This is a genomic window from Salinicola salarius (assembly GCF_002179555.1).
In the GTDB taxonomy this organism is placed as follows: domain Bacteria; phylum Pseudomonadota; class Gammaproteobacteria; order Pseudomonadales; family Halomonadaceae; genus Salinicola; species Salinicola salarius_A.
This window is the reverse complement of the sequence record NZ_NHOU01000006.1, coordinates 70,355-93,108: the sequence shown is the minus strand read 5'-3', so window position 1 is coordinate 93,108 and position 22,754 is coordinate 70,355. Positions and strand designations below refer to the sequence as shown.

The following is a 22,754-nucleotide window of genomic DNA, read 5'->3' as shown; positions in this document are numbered from 1 at the left end:
CTGGATCTCCTCAAACGCTCGCAGGCGCTGGCAGCGGCGAAGACGGCGACAACACCAGGTCGCCATCCGGTTCGAACACGAACAGCTGGCGACAGGCCACCTGCATCTCCAGAGCCTGGTCGACGCCGAACTCGTGAATGCCGATCAAATGCGCCACCAGGTCGATCCGGTCATGCGATAGATGCAGGAATGTCTCGGAGCCGCTGATCTCCGCCACACGGACGATGACCGGCAGGCGAAACGCTGGCTCATCGAGCGGCTGCAGCGACCAGTGGTGTGGTCGGATACCCACCTGGTACTCACCGGCCGGCAGCGAACGCCACACGTCCGGCAGCGGCTGATGCAAGCCAGCAATCCGACACTCCTCGCCGCGTATCGTCATCGGCATCAGATTGATGGGCGGCTCGCCGAACAGGCTCGCCGCCTCCCGGTTGCAAGGGTGGCGATAGACCTCGTCGCTGGGGCCGCTCTGGACGATCCGGCCTTGGTGCAGCAGCGTGGTCGTGCCGCCCAGCGCCAGCGCTTCCGCGGGTTCGGTAGTGGCGTAGACGGCGATGGTATGGCGCGACTCGAACAGCTTGCGCATTTCCACCCGCAGAGCTTCGCGCAGCTTGTAGTCGAGGTTGACCAGTGGTTCGTCGAACAGTACCAGGTCGGCGTCCTTGACCAGTGCGCGAGCCATCGCCGTGCGTTGCTGCTGGCCGCCGGAGAGCTCCTGCGGGTATCGTCCCAGCAGGTGCTGGATGCCCAGCATCGCGGCGGTCTCCTCGACTCGTCGGGCGATCTCCTGATGAGATACCTTGGCCTGCTTGAGCGGCGAAGCGATGTTGTCGAAAACCGTCAACGTGGGATAGTTGATGAACTGCTGATAGACCATCGAGACATTGCGCTGGCGTACCGGCACATGGGTCATGTCCCGTCCGCCAAGATGCACCGTTCCCCGATCCGGCATATCCAGGCCGGCCATCAGCCGCATCAACGTCGTCTTTCCCGCCAGCGTATGCCCCAGCAGCACATTGAACGACCCTGGCTCCAGCGTCAGGCAGGCATTATCGATATAGGTCTCGCCCCGCACGGACAGTGTCACGTTGTCGAGTTGTAATGACATGAGTGGCGCCGTTCCTTTTTCTCTTTCGAGCATCCTAGAACAGCCGTTTCATAAAGCTATACGACCAAAAAAGGAATCAGCGTCACTAATAAAAAAAGAATTCTATTTGTTTGATTTGAATGAACTTAAAATATTTAACACCTTAGTCTTAACCACTAATGTCCAACACGTAGCACTCGCTTTACGATAATAACGGCAGTGGAAAGAGGCGGGTTTCCAACACTACTTGTTCGGAAACCAACACGGTCGGCGGAAGCGAATGGCGTTTCGGTGACCGATGACGATTCGTCAGCGGCGGATGGCGGATGGCGGATGGCGGATGGCGGATGGCGGATGGTAAGAATGGAATAACGGACACAAAAAACCCCGAGCCGGAGCTCGGGGTTTCGAAATCTGGTAGGACCAAGCGGATTTGAACCGCTGACCTCCACGATGTCAACGTGGCGCTCTAACCAACTGAGCTATGGTCCTGTAGGTAGTCGTCACAAGCCCAATCTGTATTGGTAGGACCGAGCGGATTTGAACCGCTGACCTCCACGATGTCAACGTGGCGCTCTAACCAACTGAGCTACGGTCCTACTTCGTGTTGCGGCGGGCTCGCCGTGACAACGGATGCGAATTCTACCCGGGCAGCCGCGGAATGCAACCCTCTACACATAAAAAATTTTCGCCAACTGCCTGTCATGTCGAGACAATTCGCTTTCGGCCGGCGAGCGACGCGCCATCTACCGCAATGCCACGTCGCATCGCCTGAATACCGCTGCCCATTGGCACCTGCCATCAAACCGGCAACAGGCGCTGCCACATCAGCGCGGCAACCACCGCGCCCGCCAGCGGCCCGACGATGGGAACCCAGGCATACTGCCAGCCCGAGTCCCCCTTGCCGTGAATGGGCAGCACGGCGTGAGCCAACCTCGGCCCCAGATCCCGTGCGGGATTGATCGCGTATCCGGTAGGCCCGCCCAGCGACAGCCCGATCGCCCAGACCAGCATGCCGACCAGGTAAGGCAGCAGACCGTCGCTGATCGTCCCGGAGCTGGCGATCGCGCCGATGCCGAAGATCAGCACCAGCGTACCAATGAGCTCGCAGAGCAGGTTGCCGGTCCGGTGCGAGACCGCCGGATCGGTACAGAATACCGCCCGCTTGACCGCGCTATCTTCAGTACACCGCCAGTGAGGCAGATAGGCGAGCCAGACACCGATAGCCCCCACGAAGGCGCCCGCCATCTGCGCGGCGATCATCGAGCCTACCAGCTCGACCCCCTGATGGATGCCCAGAATCCATTTGGACAAGGTAACGGCGGGGTTGAGATCGGCCTGCGGCGATCCGGTGGCCATCGCCACGAAGACGCCGATCATGACCGCAAAGCCCCACCCCGTCGCGATGACGATCCACCCCGAACCGTTACCCTTGGTGTTGGTGAGCACGACATTGGCGACGACACCACCGCCGAACACGATCAGGAACATCGTGCCGAGGAATTCGCCGCGCATGACCTCCCAGATCATGCTTCCGCACCTGTCTGGTCACGACACTTCACGCGGGATATGGCATCGAGCCAGCCGCTGTAGAGCCGTTCCCGCTCGGCTTCTGTCATCTGCGGTTCGAAGGTACGCTCGCAGCGCCAGAGCGCGCTGATCTCCTCGAGGTTCGAATACCAGCCGACCTGCAATCCGGCCAGATAGGCCGCGCCCAGCGCGGTGGTCTCCAGAATCGTGGGCCGGTCCACCGGGACGCCCAGCATGTCCGCCAGGAACTGCATGACCCAATTGTTGCTGACCATGCCGCCGTCGACGCGCAGGCGGTCGATGCGAGCCTCGATGTCGTCGTCCATGCAACCCTGCAGATCGCGCGTCTGGTAGCAGACGGCCTGCAACCCGGCCGCCACGATCTCGGCGATACCGGTATCCCGCGTCAAGCCGAAGATCGCCCCCCTGGCCTGCGGATCCCAATGCGGCGCCCCCAGACCGGTGAACGCCGGCACCAGATAGACGCCGTGCCCCATCCGAGTCTTGCGGGCCAGCGCTTCGGTTTCGGAAGCCGTGCCGAAGAGCTTGAGACCGTCCCGCATCCATTGCACGGTGGCACCCGCCACGAAAATGCTGCCTTCCATGGCGTAGGTCGGCTTGCCGTTCAGGCGGTAGGCCACCGTCGTCAGAAGACGGTTTCTGGAAACCTCCGGCGTATCGCCGGTATTCATGATCATGAAACAGCCGGTACCGTAGGTGCTCTTGCACATGCCGGGAGAAAAGCAGGTCTGGCCGATCAGCGCGGCCTGCTGATCGCCGGCAATCCCCGCGATGGGGATCGGGCCGCCCAGCAATTCCGGTGTGGTGATGCCGAACTCGGCGCTGGAGTCTAGCACTTCGGGCATGAGCGACGCCGGAATCTGGAACAGATCGAGCAGCTCCTGATCCCAGGCCTGGGTATGGATGTTGAACAGACAGGTACGGCAAGCGTTGGTCGCATCGGTGGCGTGCACCTTGCCGCCGGTGAGTTTCCACAGCAGGAAACTGTCGACCGTCCCGAAAGCCAGATCGCCACGCTCGGCCCGCTCCCGAGCGCCTTCCACGTTGTCCAGCAGCCAACGAATCTTGGTCGCCGAGAAGTAAGGGTCGATCAGCAGCCCCGTGCGCTCCTGGATGAAGTTCTCGTGGCCCTGCTGGATCAGTTCCCGGCAATAGCTGCTGGTGCGTCGATCCTGCCAGACGATGGCGTTGTGAAGCGTTTCGCCCGTCTTGCGATCCCACAGCACGGTGGTTTCGCGCTGGTTGGTAATTCCGATGCCGGCAACGTCACTGGAGGAAACGCCCAGGTTCTGCATGACCTGACGAGAGGTTCGCAACACCGACTGCCAGATATCGTCGGTATGGTGCTCGACCCAACCATCATGCGGAAAATGCTGAGCGAACTCTTCCTGAGCCACGCCCGCGACCTGACCCTGGCGGTCGAACAGTATCGCCCGGGAGCTCGTCGTCCCCTGATCGATAGACAGAATATATGAAGCCATCGTTTTACTCCTTGATGGTCACGTTCAGCCGGAACGCGACCCATGATCGGAATCGCTACACCGGAAGGTTCGTTTTCAGACTATCAACCCTATTTTTATTTTCGATTGACAACAATATGAATTCGCTTTCCAACACTTAGACCATGGTCGAACTCACAAGGAACGCCGCGGCCTTACCCGAAGCAACGGCAATGCGGTCGGCTTTGGTAAACTGGCGCCAACCCACTCTTTCTAAAAACGCTTTCTAGAAAGACTTTGTAGAGCCAATCAACCCTTTTCCAGAATAGCCATCGGGCCGCGGCAGGGAATCAACATGACACAGCAGGAACGTCACGCAGCCATCGTCGAGCTGGTCAAGCGCCAGGGCTATGCGTCGATCGAACAACTCGCGAGAGACTTCGATGTCACGCCCCAGACGGTGCGCCGGGACCTCAATCAACTGGCGGAAGAAGGTGTCGTCAAGCGCGTCCATGGCGGCGCCGGACTCGAGTCGAGCACCGTCAACACCGCCTATCACACCCGCAAGACGTTGAACCTGGACGCCAAGCGTCGCATCGCCGAGATGCTCGCCAGCCATATTCCCGACTCTTCGTCACTGTTCATCAACATCGGGACCAGCAACGAGTTCATTGCAGAGGCGCTATGCCAGCACAGCGGACTCGAAGTCATCACCAACAACCTCAACGTGGCCGCCATTCTGCAGCACAAGACCGACTTCAACGTCATCGTCGCCGGCGGCCAGGTTCGCTCTCGCGACGGCGGCATCATCGGCGAGGCCACCATCGATTTCATCAACCAGTTCAAGGTGGACTACGGCATCATCGGGATCAGCGGCATCGATGGCGATGGCTCATTGCTGGAGTTCGATTATCAGGAAGTCCGCGTAGCGCAGGCCATCCTGCGCAACTCCCGCCAGGTCTTCCTGGCAGCGGATCACTCGAAGTTCCATCGCAACGCCGTGGTGCGTCAGGGCAATCTCAGCCAGATCAATGCCTTCTTCACCGACCGCCAGCCCCCGGAGATGCTGTGCCGTCTGATGCGCGAACACGACGTCGCACTTTACGTCGCCGACCCGTCGGTCCCTGCCGACAGAGAAGCCGTCACGGCCTACGCCGGCTGAAGTCTCTACCCTTCTCTTTTGACAAAGCCGGCCTCGCGCCGGCTTTGTCGTTTCGCCATATGGCCCCGCTGGCTGCTCTTCCCCTCCCCAATTGGTCTATGAAAACACCCTGCCACTATTGATGTTCGGAAGTGATTAAACTATTTTCGCAATCGAACATATCCAACTCCATCACCTTTTCGGAGGACGGCATGGCCTCAACGACAGGGCACCACGTTTACGATCTCATCGTTGTCGGAGGCGGCATCAACGGTACCGGCATCGCCAACGACGCCGCCGGACGAGGCCTTTCCGTGCTCCTGTGCGAACAGGACGATCTGGCCAGCGCGACCTCCTCCGCCAGCAGCAAGCTGATCCATGGCGGCCTTCGCTATCTCGAGCATCGGGAATTCCGCCTCGTTCGCGAGGCGCTGAGGGAGCGCGAAGTCATGCTGCGCAAGGCGCCTCACATCGTCTGGCCGCTACGCTTCATCCTTCCGCATCAGCCCCACCTTCGTCCGGGCTGGATGATTCGTACCGGGCTGTTCCTCTACGATCACCTGAGCCACCGGGACAGCCTGCCCAACGCCAGGAGCCTGCGCTTCGGCAGCGAGAGCCCACTGGTGCCGACGATCAAGCGCGGGTTCGAATACTCAGACTGCTGGGTGGATGATGCCCGGCTGGTGGTCCTCAATGCGCTGCAGGCGCAGGAAAAAGGCGCGGACATCCGGGTTCGCACCCGCTGCACCGAGGCTCGCGAGGAATCGGGGCACTGGGTGGTCAGCCTCGAAGACCGGGACACCGGCGAACGCCACGAGCATCGGGGCAAGGTGCTGGTCAACGCCGCCGGCCCCTGGGTGGAATCCTTCGTCAAAGGCAATGCCAAGCGTGATTCGCGTTACGGCATCCGCATGATTCAGGGCAGCCACCTGATCGTGCCGCGACTCAACGACGACGATCGGGCCTACATTCTTCAGAACCAGGATGGTCGCATCGTTTTCGTGCTCCCCTACCAGCAGCGTTTCAGCCTGATCGGCACGACCGATCGCCGCTACCAGGGCGACCCGGCCAAGGTCAGCATCAACGACGAAGAGATCGACTACCTGCTCGACGTACTCAATGCGCACTTCGTCAGGAAGCTGAGCCGAGCGGATGTCATTTCGACCTATGCCGGCGTCCGGCCGCTATGCGATGACGAATCGGAAAACCCCTCCGCCATGACGCGCGATTACACGCTCGATCTCGACAAGCACGGCGTGCCGATGCTGTCGATCTTCGGCGGCAAGATCACGACCTACCGCAAGCTCGCCGAAGCGGCCATGCACAAACTGCAACCACTGCTGCCGCACATGGGGCAAGCCTGGACGGCCGACGCTCGACTCCCTGGCGGGGATATCGAATCGCGTCAGGCATTCGTCACACAGTTGCTGCGCGAGTATCCGTTCCTCGGCCGGGAGCGTGCCGAACGCTTTGGCTCCAGTTACGGCACGCTGTGCCTTAATTTCCTGGAAGGCAAACAGAGCCAGGAAGACCTCGGCCAGCATTTCGGCGGCGGCTTGACGCGCGCCGAGGTCGACTACCTGATCGAACACGAATGGGCACATGGCAGAGAGGATATTCTGTGGCGTCGCAGCAAGCTGGGGCTACGTTTGACCCAGGATGAACAACAGGCGCTGACGCACTACCTGGAGCAGCATCCGGCCATCGCCAATCAGGGGGTTCTTTCCAAGGTTTCATGAGCCAGGTTCATGAACGCAGCCCGGGCAAGATGGCTGTGAAGTTCCTGGCCAACCCCTTCTAAAGTCTCACGAATTTCGCTCTGTCGGGAATCGTCGCCAGGCCATACTGGCCGTGGGTGCCGGTCATGTTTCTGTTAACCTTGGCCGAACACGGCGTCCTATCCCGACACAAGGAACCACCAGTTGCTGCAACTTCTTCTTACCGGTCTCGGCTGCCTCGTCCTGCTGATCACCATGGCGCCCTACATGCGGATCCGTCACTGGAGTGTTCGCAGTTTCGATTTCCCGCTGCTCCAGATCGCCATCGTCGCCACCTTACTGGCACTGGTTCAGCTCGCTTTTCATCCCGATGCCTGGTGGCACTGGGCCGGGATCGCCGCCAGCGGGGTCGCTGCCGCCATTCAGTGGGTGCGAATCTACCCATGGACGCCTTTGGCTCGGCGCACCGTGGTCAAGGCCAAGTCGCACGAGCCGGAGGGCGAGCTCAAGCTGCTCATCTCCAACGTGCTGACGCCCAATCGCCAGGCCGACAAACTGATCGCTCTCGTCGAGAAGCACCAGCCCGATATTCTGCTGACCCTGGAATCCGATCAGTGGTGGGGAGATCAGATGGATGCCGCCATTGGCGAAGCGATGCCGGAAGCCGTGCGCATTCCTCTCGACAATCTTTACGGCATGCACCTCTATTCCCGGCTACCGCTGGAAGACGTCGAGGTCCAGTGGCTGATCCAGGACGACATCCCCTCGATTCATGCCTGGGTCAAACTCAGGAGCGGTAAGCGCATTCGCTTCCACGCGCTGCACCCGCGGCCGCCCGCACCCTCGGAAAGCGACGAATCATTATGGCGAGATGCCGAATTGCTGCTGGTCGGCCAGACGATTGCCAAGAACAACTGCCCGACCATCGTTGCTGGCGATCTCAACGACGTGGCGTGGTCACCCACGACCAAACTGTTCTGCAAGATCAGCGGCATGCTCGATCTGCGACGGGGCCGCGGCCGGTATAGCACCTTCCACGCCAAGTATCCCCTGCTGCGCTGGCCACTGGATCATGTGTTCGTGACCGAGCATTTCACGCTCGTTCATATGCAGCGGTTGTCCGAGATCGGGTCGGACCATTTCCCGATTCTGGTCACGCTATGTCACAACCCTTCTCGCGCCGACGAGAACGAGTCCGAAAAGGCCGACACGGAGGAGCGCGAAGAGGCCGCGGACACCATCGAAGAGGCTCAGGAACGGCGTGGCGAAGCGCCGGTTTGAGGCCGTCTCCGCAGCGATAGTCTTACAGACGACAACGCCACCCGAACGGGTGGCGTTGTCGTCTTGCTTTCGGCCGGGAACGTCGGAATAACGACGTTCGGAGAAGGAATCCATTCGAAGTCGTTACTCCGGAATTCCCCCTTCGGTCAGTTTGGCAGGATCGAGCAGACGCTCCAGCTCCTCACGGGAGAGATCGGTCTCTTCCTCGGCGACATCAATGATCGGCCGTCCTGCCTGATAGGCTTTCTTGGCCACCGCCGCTGCCGCGTTGTAACCGATCACCGAATTGAGCGCCGTTACCAGAATCGGGTTGCGGGACAGCGGACTCTCGATGTTGTCGCGACGCACGTTGAACGTGGCGATGGCGCGGTCTGCCAGCAGGCGGCTGACGTTGGTCAGCAGCGTGATCGAACCCAGCAGATTGTGCGCGATCAGCGGCAGCATGACGTTGAGCTGGAAATTGCCGCTTTGCCCGCCGACGGTGATCGCCGCATCGTTACCGATGACCTGTGCCGCAACCTGGGCGGCGGACTCGGGAATCACCGGGTTGACCTTGCCCGGCATGATCGAACTGCCCGGCTGCAGCGCCTCCAGCTCGATCTCCCCCAGACCGGCCAGCGGGCCGGAGTTCATCCAGCGCAGATCGTTGGCGATCTTCATCACCGCGACGGCGTACGTCTTGAGATGTCCCGAAAGCTCCACCGCCGCGTCCTGCGACGCCAGGCTGGCAAAAAAGCTGTCGTTGGGGCGGAAATCGAGATGGGTATCGCTGGCCAGACGCTGCGCCACCTTGTCGGCAAACTCGGGATGCGCATTGACGCCGGTGCCGACCGCCGTACCGCCCAGGGCCAGGCGAGTGATACGCTTCAACCCGTCTTCCAGTCGCGCGATCGCCTGACCGACCTGGCTGGACCAGCCACCCAGTTCCTGGCTCAGGCGCACCGGCATCGCGTCCATCAGATGCGTGCGGCCAGTCTTGACCACGTCGTCGACATCCTTCGCCTTGTCGTCGATGACCGAGCGCAAGTAGCCGAGCGCCGGCAGCAGGCGCTCGCGAACCTGGACCGCCGCCGCCAGATGGATGGCCGTGGGGATCACATCATTGCTCGACTGCCCCATGTTGACATGATCGTTGGGGCCGACTTCGAGCCCATCGCGACTCGCGAGGTGCGAGATGACCTCGTTGACGTTCATGTTGGTCGAGGTGCCCGACCCCGTCTGGAACACATCGACCGGGAACTGGTCGGGATGCTTGCCGTCGATGATCTCGTCGGCTGCGGCCACGATAGCCCTGGCCCGGGCTTCGTCCAGCAGCCCCAGCTCCTGATTGACCTGCGCCGCAGCACGCTTGATACGGGCCACCGCCGCGATGAATGCCGGTGGCAACGGCTGACCACTGACCGGAAAATTGTTCACCGCACGCTGCGTTTGAGCGCCATAGAGCGCGCTCTCCGGGACTTCCAGTTCGCCCATGCTATCGCGCTCGACTCGTGTCTGAGCCATGACCTTCTCCTATCGATGACGGATGAAATGCAAAGGCGCAGCCCGAACGTCGGACTACGCCTTCGAGACTCATTCAAGACTAGCAGCCGGAGCATGCCCCGTCCGGTTCGAGGCTCAATCGAAATCGATGATCTGACGTATCGCCTCGCCACTCGCCAGACGGTCGAAACCGAGGTTGATCTCGTCGAGTTTCAATCGGTGCGTCAGCAGCCGATCCACCGGCAGGCGGCCGGACTGATAGAGCGCGATATATTCGGGCACGTCCAGCGATGGCACGTGACCGCCCAGGTAGGAGCCCTTGAGCGTGCGCTCCTCGGCCACCATGCGCGTCGGGCTGATGGCGAACCGCACGTCAGGATGCGGCAGGCCGGAAGTCACGGTCGTACCGCCGCGGGCGGTGGACTCGTAGGCGAACTCCAGCGCCTTGGCCACACCCGCGAATTCGGCCGCGATGTCCACCCCGCCGCCGCTGATCTCGCGCACCTGCTCTACCGCATCCGGATCGCCGCTGTTGACGATATGCGTGGCGCCCATCGCCTTGGCGGTCTCCAGCTTGTCCGGCGCAATATCCGCCGCGATCACCTGTCGCGCGCCGCCACCGACGGCGCCCATGACCGCCGCTAGCCCGACGCCGCCCAGGCCGACGACCAGCACCGACTGGCCCAATCTCAGGCCCGCCGTATGCACCAGCGCACCGACGCCTGTCAGCACCGCGCATCCGAACAGCGCCGCGATATGGAAAGGCAGGTCCGGATCGATCCGGGTCAGGGAGCGGCGCGACGCCACCGTGTACTCGGCAAAACCGGAAACGCCGATATGGTGATAGATCTTCTGGCCATTCTTGTGCAGACGCATCCCGCCACCCAGCAGATGCCCGGCGGTGTTGGCTGCCGCACCGGGCTGACACAACGCCGCCCGCCCGGAAAGACACGACGAACACGCACCGCAGCTGGGCGCAAAGGAGAACACCACGTGATCGCCGGGGGCGAGATCGGTCACGCCCTCGCCGACTTCGGCGACTTCACCGGCCGCCTCGTGGCCCAACACCATGGGCAACGGGCGCGGACGATCGCCATTGATCGTGGACAGATCCGAATGACACAGACCGGCGGCACGCATCTTGACCAGCACCTCCCCCGGCCCTGGCCCATCCAGCTCGACCTCCTCGACCGACATCGGCAGCGACTCCCGATACGGGCGAGGCCTCTTCATTTCATGAATCACGGCGGCACGAATTTTCATACAAGCTCTCCAGTGATACGCGATCAGTAGCGCCTACCATCGACGCCGGTCGACGGGCACTGTCATGCAATGGATGTATCGATCGGTCGCCTCGCCGATCAAGCGTAGTATTCCGGGGCGTGACGGAAGGTTGGCCATGCCTCGGGATCGTGTCCGGTCACCACCAGCGCACCGGTCTTTTCCGCCAGGGCATGCAGTTTTCGAACGGAGCGCACCGCATCGACGGTCGAGGCCAGAAAGCCCGGCAGAGCCTTTTCGTCCCAATGATCGGTGGTATAGGCAGCATCCACGGCCAGCAGCACCGGCCCGGTTTCCGGCAAGCGAAGCAGGAAACTGGAATGTCCCGGCGCGTGCCCAGGCGTGAAGATGAACCGGATCGTGTCGTCGCCGAAGACATCGTAGCCATCGTCGTGGTCTTCCAGCAGATGCCATTTCACGTCGGGCCGATCGAAATCCGCACGAATGTAGCCACCCGCCGAAAACCAATCCGGCGCCATCGCATACTCGTATTCGCAGCGTCGCACGATATGGATGGCATTCGGGAAGCGCCCGGTGGCACCGGTGTGGTCCAGATGCAGATGGCTGTGCAGAACATAGCGAACGTCGGCGGGTTCGATCCCGAACGCCTTCAAGGCCTGGACGCAGCCCTCTTCTTCCCGCATGACCGGCCAGTAGACAGAAGTGATATCGCCCCAGTATCCCTTCGGATCGCTCGCGCATTCGACCGCGCACCCGCCGTCGATGACCACGTTGCCCTTGGGATGAGTGATCAGATACCAGGGAACGGGGATCTCGTAATCATCCAGTCCCGCGTTCATCTTGATGTTGCACACACGACACTTCAGCGTTCCTGTCTGGAACATATAGAGACGTGGAGCGGCCATGACATCCCTCCTGAAACGGGCAATTTCGGATAGAACCCATCTGGCGTGACGACATCGCCATCCCTTTCAAAGCCACGGCGAACCCTTTACCGTCAAGGGGGAGCGAATGTCTCGTCCGTCGATCTTGCAGCGACGATGGAGCTGCCAACGCAGCCAGTATAGGCACGCCCATTCTCGGCTGACCAGTCAAACTTTGGTCTCACAGATCAGCGCCATTTTTACGAAACGTCGATGAAATGGTCATCGAGCGCATCCACACCAACGTTACCAAGGAGCCAACTCCATGTGGCATCGTCAACAGTTCTCGCTCAAACCCCGTTCGCGCGGCTTTCATCTGGTCACCGACGAGATTCTCGGCGCGCTTTCCGGCATGCACGACATCCGCACCGGGCTTCTGCATCTGCAGCTGATGCATACCTCCGCATCACTGACGCTCAACGAGAATGCCGACCCCGACGTGCGGCACGACATGGCGCTGTTCGCCAGCAAGCTGGCACCGGAAAACCTGCCCGGCATGCGGCATACGCTCGAAGGCCCGGACATGCCCGCCCACGTACTGGCCAGCCTGTTCGGCGCCGAACTGACCCTCGCGGCCGACAAAGGACGCCTGCTCACCGGCACCTGGCAAGGCATCTGGCTGGGCGAACATCGCGAGCATGGCGGTGCCCGGAAGATCACCGCCACATTGATGGGCGAGTAATCAACCGAGTCATTACGCTCCTTTCAAATAATCGTAGTGATATCGTTTGAAAAGCTGGCGAGCGAAGATCAGGCAAGGCAAAAATCGGCGAAGAAGCGGAGTTTACGGGGTGTAAATGAGCATTCTAAGCCGATTTTTAACACAGCCTGATCGAGCGCAGTCGCTTATCAAGCGATATTTCAATGCGAATGGCGCGGCACCTCGGCACCCCGGCAACCGCGCAGGAAGTCGAAATCGCAGCCCTCGTCCGCCTGCAGCACCCGCTCGATATAGAGCTGGCGGTAGCCGCCGGTCGTGGCGATCTGGTTCGATGCCGCCATGGGATCGGCTTCCGCCAGCCGCCGGGCGATCTCGGCGTCGTCGACCTCGAGATTGAGCGCGCCGCTGTCGCAATCCATCGAGATCCAGTCGCCGTTGTGGACCGCGGCCAATGGACCACCGGCGGCGGCTTCCGGCGCCACGTGCAATACCACGGTACCGTAGGCGGTGCCGCTCATGCGGGCGTCGGAGATGCGCACCATGTCGGTAATGCCCTGCTCGAGAATCTTCGGCGGCAGGCCCATGTTGCCGACTTCGGCCATACCGTGATACCCGCGCGGGCCGCAGTGTTTCAGGACCAGAATATCATTGGCCTCGACTTCCAGGTTCGGGTCGTTGATCCGCGCCTTGTAGTCGTCGAAATTCTCGAACACCACCGCCCGGCCGCGATGCTTCATCAGCTCGGGGCTGGCCGCCGAGGGCTTGAGCACCGCGCCATTGGGCGCCAGATTGCCGCGCAGAATGCAGATGCCACCATCTTCACGCAGCGGATTGTCCAGCGGCCGGATCACCTCGTCGTTATAGTGTGGCGCGTCCTGCACGTTTTCCCAGATCGTCTTGCCGTTGACGGTCAACGCATCCTTGTGCGGCAACCGATCGGCTTCGCCCAGTCGACGCAACACGGCGGGTAGGCCACCGGCATAGTAGAACTCTTCCATCAAGAAGCGCCCGGAGGGCTGCAGATCGACGATGGTCGGCGTGCCTCGGCCAACCCGAGTCCAGTCATCCAATGGCAAGTCGACGCCAATGCGTCCGGCTATCGCCTTCAGGTGAATGACCGCGTTGGTCGAGCCGCCGATCGCGGCGTTGGTGCGAATGGCGTTCTCGAAGGCTTGCTTGGTGAGCACCTTGGAGAGCTTGAGGTCCTCGTGGACCATCTCGACGATACGGTTGCCGGAGAGATGCGCCAGGACATAGCGGCGCGAATCGACCGCCGGAATCGCCGCGTTGTGGGGTAACGAGGTGCCCAGCGATTCAGCCATGCAGGCCATGGTCGAGGCGGTTCCCATGGTGTTGCAGGTACCGGCGGAGCGTGACATCCCGGCCTCGGCGGCCATGAAGTCGTGGATCGATATCTTGCCGGCCTTGACCTCTTCCGAGAGCTTCCAGACCACGGTACCGGAGCCGATGTCCTTGCCTTCGTGCTTGCCGTTGAGCATCGGCCCGCCGGTCACCACGATCGTCGGGATGTCACAGCTCGCCGCGCCCATCAACAGCGCCGGTGTGGTCTTGTCACAGCCCACCAGCAGTACCACGGCGTCCATGGGGTTGCCGCGAATGGCCTCCTCGACATCCATGCTGGCCAGGTTGCGGGTGAACATCGCCGTCGGCCGCAAGTTGGACTCGCCGTTGGAGAACACCGGAAACTCCACCGGATAGCCGCCGGCTTCGAGCACGCCTTTCTTGACGTGTTCCGCCAGCTTGCGGAAATGCGCGTTGCACGGCGTCAGCTCCGACCAGGTATTGCAGATGCCGATGATCGGCTTGCCCTGGAACTCATGGTCGGGGATACCCTGGTTCTTCATCCAGCTGCGGTACATGAAGCCGTTCTTGTCGGCGCTGCCGAACCACTGGGCGGAGCGCAGCTGGCGCTTCTTCTGGGACTCTGTCTTTTGGGACGGTTTTTGGGACTTATCCGATGAATCGCTCATTTTTCTCTCCTCGAGCCACCGTCAGTGCAGTGGCGGTCAGGGCCATCATCAAGTGTGTTCATCAACCGGTGCTATCAACGCGTGTCATCAAGAATCACAGCAAGGAAAACACCAACCACGCCAAGCCAAAGGCCATCAGCGAAATACCGATGGAGATCACCGTCCAAGTCTTGAGCATGGTCTTGGTGTCGACACCGAGGAAGCGCCCGACCAGCCAGAATCCGGAGTCGTTGACGTGGGAATAGCCGATGGCACCGGCGACGATCGCGACGGTAATGCAAGCCGCCGGCAATCCGGCAAGCGTGGGATCTCCCAGCACCACCGGCGCCATGATCCCCGCCGCCGTGGTACCGGCCACCGTGGCCGAACCCTGGGCGATCCGGATCACCGACGCGATCACGTAACCGGCCAGAATCACCGGCAGCCCGAACGCCTGGAGGCTGTCCGCCAGCGCGTCGCCGATGCCGCTGGCCGTCAGCACGCCACCGAACATGCCGCCGGCACCAGTGATCAGGATGATGCTGCAGACCGGGGAGAGCGCCTGTTCGACGATCTCGTTGATGGAATCCATTGCCCCGCGTTCACTGGCACGAATGACCAGCAGCCACATGGCAATACAAGTACTGATCAGCAGCGCGATAGGTGTCTCGCCGATCACCATCAGCGCGGAAACCAGCGGGTTGTCGCCATCGATCACGCCGCTCTGACCCAGCGTCGACAGCCCCGTGTTGAGGAAGATCAGGACCAGCGGCAGCAACAGCACCAGCAGTACCGTGCCGAACGCCGGGCGCTTGTCGGGCGGGATCTCCTCGCTCTCCGTCCCCATGAAGTTCGGCACCGGCTGGAACGGCAACCGCTTGGCCAGCATCAGCGACAGTCGATAGCCCATCGCGTACCAGGTCGGCAACCCGACCAGCAGCGCGACGAACAGCACCTGACCGATATCCGCGTGCAGGAACACGGCTGCCGCGACCGGGCCGGGATGCGGTGGCATCAGGGCGTGCATGACCAGGAACGCACCCGCGGCCGGCAACCCGTACAGCAGCAATGACGCCTTGAGCTCACGAGCGACCGAATAGATGACCGGCAGCATGACCACGAAGGCCGCATCCAGAAAGATCGGAAAGCCGAACAGCAGGCAGGCGATCGACAGACCCAGCGGCGCTCGCTTGCTGCCGAACAGACTAATCAGCGTGTCGGCCAGCACCCGCGCCCCGCCGGAAACGGCAACCAGGCGCCCCAGTACCGCCCCGAAACCGATCAGCAGCGCCACATTGCCCAGCGTCTTGCCGAAGCCGCCCAGCAATGTGGGAAGCAGATCGGCCACCGTAATGCCGGTCGCCAGTGCCGTACCGATACTGACGATGACCAGCGCAAAAAAGGGATGCAGACGCACCCGAATGATCAAAACCAACAGAATGGCGATAGCCGCGACGGCGACCCCCATCAGCCCTAATGTGGATAGGCCGGCGGCCGCTTGTGTCGTGTCTTGCATGGCGTTCTCCTGACGACTGTCACGGCTTCGATTGGACATGTCCGCCGTGGGTACGGCCACAGTAGTGCCAAGCATCAATAACCTTGAAATGCCAAAAATAGGCAAAACCAATATCAATATGGTTATTAGATGGGCCGCATCATGCGTAAGAACACGTGATCGTCATACAAGCTCGTGGTTTCGACGCGACCAAAGTTGCAAGTTGCGTGCCGGGACTCGTCAGCCACCGGCTCGGCGAGTCTGCTTCCAGCGATCGAACATGACCGCGAGCGACAGAATCACGCCCCATCAGGTATCTAGTCAGAACGGGGGAAAACGTTTAGCGGCGGTCTGCATGCCCCGTACGCCAGCGACCGATGCTAGCGAGTTACGGCATCGCCTGCGTTGTCGAGAAGCGATAGACAGTCTGCGAGTGATACGTTTCGTCGGGCTTCAGGATCGTCGTGGGGAAGTTCGGCCGATTGGGCGAATCGGGAAAGTGCTGCGTTTCCAGTGCCAGCCCGGAACGCTCGGTATAAGGGCGACCGCTTTTGCCCACGAGGCTGCCATCGAGGGAATTGCCCGAGTAGAACTGCAGACCGGGTTCTGTGGTGGAAACCTCGAGCACCCGGCCGCTGTTCGGCTCGATGACCCTGGCTGCCAGCGCCGGCCGGTCGCCCTGCCCGGGATTCTTGCTCAGCACGAAATTGTGGTCATAGCCTCCGGCGTAGGCGAGCTGGGCATTCTTCCGCCCCAGGCGCGCGCCGATGGCGGTCGGCTGGCGGAAATCGAATGGCGTGCCGCTGACATCGGCGATGTCGCCGGTGGGGATCAAGGTTTCATTTACCGGCGTGTAAGCGCTCGCATTGATCAGCACCTGGTGATCCAGAACGCTGCCGCTTCCCTCGCCTTGTAGATTGAAATAGCTGTGCTGGGTCAGGTTCACCGGCGTCGCGCGGGTTGTCCTTGCCCGGTAATCGATCATCAGTTCGTTATCGTCGGTCAGTGTGTAGCTGACTCTCGTCGAGAGCCGCCCCGGGAACCCCTGCTCGCCGTCGTCGCTCGTGTAGGTGAGCACCAGCCCTCGGCCCTCGGAAGAGGAGAAAGGTTCGGCATGCCACAGGCGCTGATCGAATCCCGTATCGCCACCGTGCAGCGTGTTGGCTCCGTCGTTGGTCGGCAACGTGTAGCTCTCGCCCTCGAGCGCGAAGCGGCCGTTGGCGATACGGTTGCCGTAGCGCCCGATCAAGGCACCAAAGTAGGGGTTGGCCTGGCGATAGGTATCGGAGAGATAATCGTCGAGCGAATCGAAGCCCAGCACGATGTCATTCATCTTCCCGTGCCGATCGGGCGTCTTCAGCGACACGATGATGCCACCGTAGTTGATGACCCGCATCTCGATCCCGTTGTCGTTGGTGATTCGGTAGCAGTCGACCTCGCGACCATCCGGCAACCGACCGAAGACCGAACGCTCGATGCCCGGCGGCAAGGCACTGGAGGATGGCGAATTCGCCGGCATCGTCTGTGCCTGGGCTTGTAAAAAGGCCTGGCCGATCATCAGCCCGAACAGACCGATGCCTACACATCGGGGAAGGGAAAGGACATGGCGTATCATCGCAAGCTCCTGTTTCGTTTCGGCATGATGCTCTGGTTATCATTCGTTGATGCTCGACCGGCCCATTATCGCCGTCGTTCGTTTACACCGTAGACTGGTCGTCATCATCTGACTATGCGAGAACTTCACGCCATGCCTCATGCCAACGTCGAACCCGTCATCGGAAAAGCGCCATGAAATCCCAGCCTCTCGATCTGCTGCCCCCGGACTGGTTCCTGCGCGTGAGGCTCAAATTTCGCCATCTTCAGCTGTTCGTGGCCCTGGACGACTACCGCAATCTCCACCGGGCCGCGGAACGTCTGGGCATGAGTCAGCCGGCGGCCTCCAAGCTGTTGGGGGATCTCGAACACATGCTCGGCGTCTCGCTATTCGATCGGCATTCGCGGGGCGTCACACCCAACTGGTACGGGGAGAGTCTGATCCGGCACGCCCGCGGCATGCTGACCTCGCTGGCCCAGGCCGGTGACGAGATCAACGCGCTCAACGAAGGCAACGCGGGGACGGTGTCGATCGGCACGGTTCTGGCACCGGCGGTGACGCTACTGGCCAGCGCGGTCGAACGCGTCCATCGCGACAGCCCTCATCTCGAGGTCAATATCGACGTGGGCGTCAGCCGTAACCTGGTACCGAGACTGCGCGACGGCGAGTTCGATTTCGCCATCGCCCGCATTCCCGGCGGCATGCCGGCGGGGGATTTCGTGTTCGAGGAGATTGGCGAGGAAGCGTTGTGCTTCGTTTGCCGTGCCGGCCACCCGCTCGCGGCGCAGGAGTCCTTCGACCTGACCTCGATGCTGGACTTCCCGTGGGTACTCCAGCCGCCGGGGGCGCTGATGCGGCAGCGTGTCGAGCATCTGTTTCTGCATCACAAGGTGGCGCCACCCCAGCGCATCATCAACACGCCGGACATCTACATGGCGCTGGCCATGGTCGACAAGTCGGATTCGATCACGGTCACGACACGCGAGGTCGCGGATCTGCTCTGCACCCAGCCGCGCTTCGCGATTCTGCCGTCTACCGATGCGCTCAGCGTGCAGCCTTTCGGCCTGATCAGCCTGCGAGAACGGCGCATGTCGCCCGGCGCCGCCAAGTTGATGAGCACGCTGCATCAGATGATCCGCGAACGTCGGGCGCGCGAGCCCGGCGAACCGAGCGCGACGCTTGCTCACTACAGTGACGTCACGCTCTGAGTCGGCGTCGACGATCTGAGCCGGCGTCGACGATCTGAGCCGGCAAAGGTCAAGGAAGAAGCAACGGTCAGAGCAGGAAACCGATCCGGCTCACCACTCCAGCGCCTGCTTGACGAAGGGAATGGTCAATTTGCGCTTGGCCGACAGCGAGGCGCGATCGAGCCGTGACTTGGTACGGCAGCCGCGACTTGTATCAGGACACGGTGTGGTTGCACTTCACGATGTTTCTATCCGCGCGGCCGTGCGGGCCGCGACGCCGCGCTGCAATTCGGCCTTGATCATCAGCACGTTTCTATCCGCGCGACCCGTGCGGGCCGCGACGCGCTGGTTTCTGTCGCCAGTGCGGTGATGCGCTGCTCGTTTCTATCCGCGCGACCCGTGCGGGCCGCGACTAGAAGTCGACCCGTTGGGCGACCCAGCCGTAGAGGTTTCTATCCGCGCGACCCGTGCGGGCCGCGACCTGCCGCGCCCGGATCGTCCTGACGTCATCAACGAAGTTTCTATCCGCGCGACCCGTGCGGGCCGCGACCAGCCCTAACACTTGTCCGTGTTGAAGATGGTGAAGTTTCTATCCGCGCGACCCGTGCGGGCCGCGACTCGTGAAGCTCGAACGCCAGAGCTACGGCATGGATGTTTCTATCCGCGCGACCCGTGCGGGCCGCGACCCTGGTGCCGATGGCGGCTTAGACGAAAGGAGAGGTTTCTATCCGCGCGACCCGTGCGGGCCGCGACTCTCGAGGACGTGACAGCGACCATCACCGGCTGCGAGTTTCTATCCGCGCGACCCGTGCGGGCCGCGACACTATTGAACCTGCCCGGTACGCCCGGGCCCTTTGGTTTCTATCCGCGCGACCCGTGCGGGCCGCGACTTCAGCCCGCGATTGCGCAGCCGCGAACCCTGTTCGTTTCTATCCGCGCGACCCGTGCGGGCCGCGACCTCGCCAGCGCCGCAGACAGCAGCCGGCGGATACGGTTTCTATCCGCGCGACCCGTGCGGGCCGCGACGTATTTCGTTGGTCTTGAGGCCAGCCTGAGCGAGGTTTCTATCCGCGCGACCCGTGCGGGCCGCGACCCTCGCTGGTATCGCCGCCGATGTCGGCGGTGGGCGTTTCTATCCGCGCGACCCGTGCGGGCCGCGACACGTCCACCGAGTGGTTGCTGAGGATCTCGGCTTCGTTTCTATCCGCGCGACCCGTGCGGGCCGCGACGACGTGGGTATCCGACTCCGTGCCGGGCGAGACGGTGTTTCTATCCGCGCGACCCGTGCGGGCCGCGACGTTGTCGCCCAGGGCACCGTCGTTGCAGCCCTTNTATCCGCGCGACCCGTGCGGGCCGCGACCTTCTACAGCGACGGATACGCGACGCACTTCGGTGAGTTTCTATCCGCGCGACCCGTGCGGGCCGCGACCTGCCATACGGGGTCGTGGCCGTCGACGACCTGTGGTTTCTATCCGCGCGACCCGTGCGGGCCGCGACGGCTTACGACGTGTATGCGCTGCTGGTCGAGTGCCAGTTTCTATCCGCGCGACCCGTGCGGGCCGCGACGCACGACCAAACATGCCCACATCGTGACGCGTGTGTTTCTATCCGCGCGACCCGTGCGGGCCGCGACGTCCGACGATCAGGCGTGGGAACGCCGGCAAAGGAGTTTCTATCCGCGCGACCCGTGCGGGCCGCGACGCCGCCTGGCTCGAGCTGGTCATGGGTCAGACCGTGTTTCTATCCGCGCGACCCGTGCGGGCCGCGACGCCGCCTGGCTCGAGCTGGTCATGGGTCAGACCGTGTTTCTATCCGCGCGACCCGTGCGGGCCGCGACGCCGCCTGGCTCGAGCTGGTCATGGGTCAGACCGTGTTTCTATCCGCGCGACCCGTGCGGGCCGCGACGCCGCCTGGCTCGAGCTGGTCATGGGTCAGACCGTGTTTCTATCCGCGCGACCCGTGCGGGCCGCGACGCCGCCTGGCTCGAGCTGGTCATGGGTCAGACCGTGTTTCTATCCGCGCGACCCGTGCGGGCCGCGACGCCGCCTGGCTCGAGCTGGTCATGGGTCAGACCGTGTTTCTATCCGCGCGACCCGTGCGGGCCGCGACGCCGCCTGGCTCGAGCTGGTCATGGGTCAGACCGTGTTTCTATCCGCGCGACCCGTGCGGGCCGCGACGCCGCCTGGCTCGAGCTGGTCATGGGTCAGACCGTGTTTCTATCCGCGCGACCCGTGCGGGCCGCGACGCCGCCTGGCTCGAGCTGGTCATGGGTCAGACCGTGTTTCTATCCGCGCGACCCGTGCGGGCCGCGACGCCCGAGCGCGAACTCTGTCTCGCGGGGCTCGAATGTTTCTATCCGCGCGACCCGTGCGGGCCGCGACGTCCAGGGGCAGCGAGGTCAGCACCACGGCGTTGTTTCTATCCGCGCGACCCGTGCGGGCCGCGACATCGCCAGCGCCGCAGACAGCAGCCGGCGGATACGGTTTCTATCCGCGCGACCCGTGCGGGCCGCGACTGGCTGAACGAGGAGCTCAACACCCAGGAGTCCCTGTTTCTATCCGCGCGACCCGTGCGGGCCGCGACGGCCCTCGCGCAGGATCAGGGTGGCGGAGACGGTGTTTCTATCCGCGCGACCCGTGCGGGCCGCGACGTATTTCGTTGGTCTTGAGGCCAGCCTGNNNCTATCCGCGCGACCCGTGCGGGCCGCGACCACGTCATGCCGGCGCGACAGGCGATGCTGCATTGTTTCTATCCGCGCGACCCGTGCGGGCCGCGACGAGCGGCAGCTTCCGCCTGGGCGGCGGAACGACTGTGTTTCTATCCGCGCGACCCGTGCGGGCCGCGACGCCCTACAGCGCCGCGCCGCCGGTTGCGGCTGCGGTGTTTCTATCCGCGCGACCCGTGCGGGCCGCGACGTCCGACTATCAGGCGTGGGAACGCCGGCAAAGGAGTTTCTATCCGCGCGACCCGTGCGGGCCGCGACGCCGCCTGGCTCGAGCTGGTCATGGGTCAGACCGTGTTTCTATCCGCGCGACCCGTGCGGGCCGCGACGCCGCGACCAGCTCGAGATGCTCTATCGGGCGAAGTTTCTATCCGCGCGACCCGTGCGGGCCGCGACGCCACTCGGCATAACGGACTCGTGGACGCCATCAATGTTTCTATCCGCGCGACCCGTGCGGGCCGCGACCACCACCTGCACCGAGTGCCAATCCATCCGGGAGTTTCTATCCGCGCGACCCGTGCGGGCCGCGACGTCACGACCAGGTAGGCCATAGGGGCGTCCTCTTAGTTTCTATCCGCGCGACCCGTGCGGGCCGCGACCGCCGCACGATACCTGCGTGAATTCACGTTCCGCTGTTTCTATCCGCGCGACCCGTGCGGGCCGCGACGCCGTACAGCGCCGCGCCGCCGGTTGCGGCTGCGGTGTTTCTATCCGCGCGACCCGTGCGGGCCGCGACGTCCGACTATCAGGCGTGGGAACGCCGGCAAAGGAGTTTCTATCCGCGCGACCCGTGCGGGCCGCGACGCCGCCTGGCTCGAGCTGGTCATGGGTCAGACCGTGTTTCTATCCGCGCGACCCGTGCGGGCCGCGACGCCGCGACCAGCTCGAGATGCTCTATCGGGCGAAGTTTCTATCCGCGCGACCCGTGCGGGCCGCGACGCCACTCGGCATAACGGACTCGTGGACGCCATCAATGTTTCTATCCGCGCGACCCGTGCGGGCCGCGACCGCGGGCTCGCACCAACCGCAGCGCCGCCGCCGAGTTTCTATCCGCGCGACCCGTGCGGGCCGCGACAGCTCCCGCCAAAGGTCATCAATGGCGCAGATTACCGTTTCTATCCGCGCGACCCGTGCGGGCCGCGACCATCGTCGCCTTCAACCCGGCCACGCTGGTCGATGTTTCTATCCGCGCGACCCGTGCGGGCCGCGACGTCACGACCAGGTAGGCCATAGGGGCGTCCTCNTACCGTTTCTATCCGCG

At 62.7% G+C, this 22,754-nt stretch carries 14 protein-coding genes, 2 tRNA genes, 1 pseudogene and 1 CRISPR repeat array (1 of these 18 cut by a window edge); of the genes and pseudogenes, 5 read left to right on the top strand and 12 right to left on the bottom strand.

Going from position 1 to position 22,754, the window contains the following annotated elements; genetic code table 11:
- Positions 1–10 precede the first annotated feature (10 nt).
- The 5 genes from CCD76_RS06800 to glpK form a co-directional block, all read right to left on the bottom strand.
- Entirely contained in the window at positions 11–1,108 is a 1,098-nt protein-coding gene (locus CCD76_RS06800; RefSeq protein ID WP_087718780.1) for an ABC transporter ATP-binding protein, read from the bottom strand.
- A gap of 394 nt (positions 1,109–1,502) precedes the next feature.
- A tRNA-Val gene (locus CCD76_RS06795) sits at positions 1,503–1,579 on the bottom strand.
- A gap of 30 nt (positions 1,580–1,609) precedes the next feature.
- A tRNA-Val gene (locus tag CCD76_RS06790) sits at positions 1,610–1,686 on the bottom strand.
- Between the two features lie 202 nt (positions 1,687–1,888).
- Positions 1,889–2,617 (bottom strand): MIP/aquaporin family protein, encoded by a 729-nt coding sequence (locus tag CCD76_RS06785; RefSeq protein ID WP_087718778.1) that lies wholly within the window; start codon positions 2,615–2,617, stop codon positions 1,889–1,891.
- Positions 2,614–4,119, bottom strand: coding sequence for a glycerol kinase GlpK (gene glpK, locus CCD76_RS06780; RefSeq protein ID WP_087718776.1), 1,506 nt, complete (start codon positions 4,117–4,119; stop codon positions 2,614–2,616). The genes CCD76_RS06785 and glpK overlap by 4 nt, the downstream gene beginning before the upstream one ends.
- Positions 4,120–4,432: 313 nt before the next feature.
- Between glpK and CCD76_RS06775 the strand changes: the two genes are divergently transcribed.
- The 3 genes from CCD76_RS06775 (at position 4,433) to CCD76_RS06765 (ending at position 8,217) form a co-directional block, all read left to right on the top strand.
- Positions 4,433–5,239 (top strand): DeoR/GlpR family transcriptional regulator, encoded by an 807-nt coding sequence (locus tag CCD76_RS06775; RefSeq protein WP_087718775.1) that lies wholly within the window; start codon positions 4,433–4,435, stop codon positions 5,237–5,239.
- A gap of 191 nt (positions 5,240–5,430) precedes the next feature.
- Positions 5,431–6,957, top strand: coding sequence for a glycerol-3-phosphate dehydrogenase (gene glpD, locus CCD76_RS06770; protein ID WP_087718774.1), 1,527 nt, complete (start codon positions 5,431–5,433; stop codon positions 6,955–6,957).
- A 183-nt stretch (positions 6,958–7,140) separates the two neighbouring features.
- Positions 7,141–8,217 (top strand): endonuclease/exonuclease/phosphatase family protein, encoded by a 1,077-nt coding sequence (locus CCD76_RS06765; protein ID WP_087718773.1) that lies wholly within the window; start codon positions 7,141–7,143, stop codon positions 8,215–8,217.
- A 123-nt stretch (positions 8,218–8,340) separates the two neighbouring features.
- On the opposite strand, the gene CCD76_RS06760 is transcribed toward CCD76_RS06765, so the two are convergent.
- The 3 genes from CCD76_RS06760 to attM all read right to left on the bottom strand — a co-directional run bounded on the left by CCD76_RS06760 (position 8,341) and on the right by attM (position 11,846).
- Complete coding sequence (locus tag CCD76_RS06760) at positions 8,341–9,720, bottom strand: class II fumarate hydratase (protein ID WP_087718771.1); 1,380 nt, start codon at positions 9,718–9,720, stop codon at positions 8,341–8,343.
- Positions 9,721–9,834: 114 nt separating this feature from the next.
- The gene (locus tag CCD76_RS06755) at positions 9,835–10,962 is read right to left on the bottom strand and encodes a zinc-dependent alcohol dehydrogenase family protein (RefSeq protein ID WP_087718769.1); all 1,128 of its coding nucleotides are present in this window, start codon (positions 10,960–10,962) and stop codon (positions 9,835–9,837) included.
- A gap of 98 nt (positions 10,963–11,060) precedes the next feature.
- Complete coding sequence (gene attM, locus CCD76_RS06750) at positions 11,061–11,846, bottom strand: AttM family quorum-quenching N-acyl homoserine lactonase (protein WP_087718768.1); 786 nt, start codon at positions 11,844–11,846, stop codon at positions 11,061–11,063.
- 283 nt (positions 11,847–12,129) lie between these two features.
- On the opposite strand from attM, the gene CCD76_RS06745 reads away from it, so the two are divergent.
- Entirely contained in the window at positions 12,130–12,546 is a 417-nt protein-coding gene (locus CCD76_RS06745) for a secondary thiamine-phosphate synthase enzyme YjbQ (RefSeq protein ID WP_087718767.1), read from the top strand.
- Between the two features lie 179 nt (positions 12,547–12,725).
- Here the strand turns inward: CCD76_RS06745 and CCD76_RS06740 are convergent, their stop codons facing one another.
- From CCD76_RS06740 to CCD76_RS06730, 3 genes are all read right to left on the bottom strand, one after another.
- Positions 12,726–14,516, bottom strand: a complete 1,791-nt coding sequence (locus CCD76_RS06740; RefSeq protein ID WP_087718766.1) for an IlvD/Edd family dehydratase — start codon at positions 14,514–14,516, stop codon at positions 12,726–12,728.
- Positions 14,517–14,610: 94 nt separating this feature from the next.
- Entirely contained in the window at positions 14,611–16,011 is a 1,401-nt protein-coding gene (locus CCD76_RS06735) for a GntP family permease (RefSeq protein ID WP_087718765.1), read from the bottom strand.
- A 367-nt stretch (positions 16,012–16,378) separates the two neighbouring features.
- Positions 16,379–17,605: an aldose epimerase family protein gene (locus tag CCD76_RS06730; protein WP_256961170.1), complete on the bottom strand. Its 1,227-nt coding sequence runs from the start codon at positions 17,603–17,605 to the stop codon at positions 16,379–16,381.
- A 173-nt stretch (positions 17,606–17,778) separates the two neighbouring features.
- On the opposite strand from CCD76_RS06730, the gene CCD76_RS06725 reads away from it, so the two are divergent.
- Positions 17,779–18,792, top strand: coding sequence for a LysR substrate-binding domain-containing protein (locus CCD76_RS06725; protein ID WP_087718763.1), 1,014 nt, complete (start codon positions 17,779–17,781; stop codon positions 18,790–18,792).
- Between the two features lie 90 nt (positions 18,793–18,882).
- On the opposite strand, the pseudogene CCD76_RS20630 reads toward CCD76_RS06725, so the two are convergent.
- Positions 18,883–18,954, bottom strand: a pseudogene (locus tag CCD76_RS20630) (HdaA/DnaA family protein); the annotation flags it as partial.
- Between the two features lie 126 nt (positions 18,955–19,080).
- Positions 19,081–22,754: a CRISPR direct-repeat array (repeat unit 33 nt; unit sequence GTTTCTATCCGCGCGACCCGTGCGGGCCGCGAC) (it continues 4,044 nt past the right edge of the window).

Excerpts from the sequence above, each read along its gene's own strand:
- CCD76_RS06800 (WP_087718780.1), bottom strand. The coding sequence starts at position 1,108 with ATGTCATTACAACTCGACAACGTGACACTGTCCGTGCGGGGCGAGACC.
- CCD76_RS06785 (WP_087718778.1), bottom strand. The coding sequence starts at position 2,617 with ATGATCTGGGAGGTCATGCGCGGCGAATTCCTCGGCACGATGTTCCTG.
- glpK (WP_087718776.1), bottom strand. The coding sequence starts at position 4,119 with ATGGCTTCATATATTCTGTCTATCGATCAGGGGACGACGAGCTCCCGG.
- CCD76_RS06775 (WP_087718775.1), top strand. The coding sequence starts at position 4,433 with ATGACACAGCAGGAACGTCACGCAGCCATCGTCGAGCTGGTCAAGCGC.
- glpD (WP_087718774.1), top strand. The coding sequence starts at position 5,431 with ATGGCCTCAACGACAGGGCACCACGTTTACGATCTCATCGTTGTCGGA.
- CCD76_RS06760 (WP_087718771.1), bottom strand. The coding sequence starts at position 9,720 with ATGGCTCAGACACGAGTCGAGCGCGATAGCATGGGCGAACTGGAAGTC.
- CCD76_RS06755 (WP_087718769.1), bottom strand. The coding sequence starts at position 10,962 with ATGAAAATTCGTGCCGCCGTGATTCATGAAATGAAGAGGCCTCGCCCG.
- attM (WP_087718768.1), bottom strand. The coding sequence starts at position 11,846 with ATGGCCGCTCCACGTCTCTATATGTTCCAGACAGGAACGCTGAAGTGT.
- CCD76_RS06745 (WP_087718767.1), top strand. The coding sequence starts at position 12,130 with ATGTGGCATCGTCAACAGTTCTCGCTCAAACCCCGTTCGCGCGGCTTT.
- CCD76_RS06740 (WP_087718766.1), bottom strand. The coding sequence starts at position 14,516 with ATGAGCGATTCATCGGATAAGTCCCAAAAACCGTCCCAAAAGACAGAG.
- CCD76_RS06735 (WP_087718765.1), bottom strand. The coding sequence starts at position 16,011 with ATGCAAGACACGACACAAGCGGCCGCCGGCCTATCCACATTAGGGCTG.
- CCD76_RS06730 (WP_256961170.1), bottom strand. The coding sequence starts at position 17,605 with ATGATACGCCATGTCCTTTCCCTTCCCCGATGTGTAGGCATCGGTCTG.
- CCD76_RS06725 (WP_087718763.1), top strand. The coding sequence starts at position 17,779 with ATGAAATCCCAGCCTCTCGATCTGCTGCCCCCGGACTGGTTCCTGCGC.